Source organism: Rahnella woolbedingensis, from assembly GCF_003602095.1.
GTDB lineage: Bacteria > Pseudomonadota > Gammaproteobacteria > Enterobacterales > Enterobacteriaceae > Rahnella > Rahnella woolbedingensis.
Window position 1 is genome coordinate 1 of record NZ_RAHH01000079.1, and the last position, 1765, is coordinate 1765.

Consider the following 1765-nt stretch of genomic DNA (forward strand, 5'->3'; position numbering starts at 1 on the left):
CAGTTAGCCATTCATCTTCCTGAACGTCATCAGATGCTGATTTTTACCAGCACAGCGTTAGCCCCTTTCTCTGCTGAGCAAGACCTTTACTGGCAAAAACTTTGCCAGTCATTGTGTCTTACCCAACCGTAACCGGGAGCTAAATTATGGCTGATAAATATGCGGCCCGGTTGGGTGACCCGATTATTCATACCAGCGTTTTAGCGGATATCGCCGCTGTCGCTATTCAGGGAATTGCGGTTGCAGCTGCGGGAGCGATTGTTGCCGGTGTGGCTATTATCGCCGCTCCGTTAGCCGCGGCAAGCACAGTAGTCGGGGCTGTTCTTGCCGCTGCCGGTGGATGTGTGGGGGCTGGTCTGATTGCGGGTTTCGTTCTCCAGGCAACCGGCATGATGGATGAGGTAGTCAGTGAGAGTGAGGGGCTGGCCAGTGCCATCTTCCCCCCTTCCCCGGCGGGTGTGATAGCGACCGGGGCGACGAATGTCATGACCAATGATATCCCGGCGGCGCGCGCTGCCGGACGTCTGCTAAGTACGACTGAACAGGCCGGATTAACGCCGGAACCTGAAGGGGAACGAGATTACGTGGCAATGCTGCTTAACGGTGGCAAGGCAATGTTAAAAGAAATGATAAATCCTACGGTGGACGTCCCTCCCGGACCGGTGGCTCCTTCGAATATGGATACGGTGCTTTGTGAAAAGCATCCGCCCAACCCTCCGCAATATCTGGCTGAAGGTTCCTCCTCAGTCTCCATTAACGATTTACCCGCCGTTCGCAGTGACGATCGCACCACCTGCGGAGCTACAGTCTCAACGGCGGCCTCTCCCAATGTCACGATCGGCGGTGCCGCAGTCGTCGTTCGCCCGATAAAGAGTGGCAAAGTTCCGGGGCTGGATTTAATCCTGATGGCGGCAAGTTTGCTGCTGACGCGCAATCCTTCAAAAATGTTCAAGAAAATGCCGTGCATGCTGATGATGATCGGGGCGGGTATGGTGTCCAGCCAGCTGGCTGCCGCAACCCATTCGGCAATGATGCCTGTACATGCTGCGACCGGGGCAAAGGTGCTGGGCGGTGAAGAAGACCTCGACTTTGTCCTTCCCGCACGCTTCCCCCTCCACTGGCAGCGAATTTACAACAGCCGCAACCCGGTCACGGGAATGTTTGGCAAGGGCTGGCGAACCCCTTTTGAAACCTGGTTGGTGCATGAGGGCGAACAAGTCTGTTTTCATGATGAAAGTGGCCGTGAATTGCGTTTCGCTTCACTCGCTGCGGGTGAGCGAAAATTCTATCCTGATACCGGCCTGATAGTTGCCGCCGGTGATGAGGGACAATATCTGGTGGCCGATCTGGACGGCAGTGTCTGGCGATTGTATCTCCCTGATCCGTTATCCCCACAAAATCTTCGCCTTTTATCGCTGAGTGATGAATACGGTAACGGCGTGCTGCTGGATTACGACGAACAGGGACGACTCGCCGGGCTGAGTGATACGCAGGATAGTCTCAGGGTCACTCTTTACTATCAGATAGCTTCGCAGCCGCGATGCATCACGCAGATCACTGACGACAGTTGCGACACCCCCCGAATACTGATGACTTATGGCTACAGCCCCGCAGGCCAGCTCGCGCGCGTGACTGACGCCTCGGGCGTTACGCTGCGTGAGTTTGATTACACCCGCGAAGGGCTGATGGCATGGCACTTACTTCCTTCTGGTTTGCGCAGTGATTATGGCTGGCAACATTTCGCAGACGACTGGCGGGTTATTTT

General features: G+C 55.6%; 1 protein-coding gene. It reads left to right on the plus strand.

All coding sequences use genetic code 11. The features are described 5' to 3' along the window. Window positions 1-146: 146 nt before the first annotated feature. A partial coding sequence (locus tag D6C13_RS25250) for a DUF6531 domain-containing protein (RefSeq protein ID WP_208642952.1) occupies window positions 147-1765 on the plus strand: 1619 nt, incomplete at its 3' end.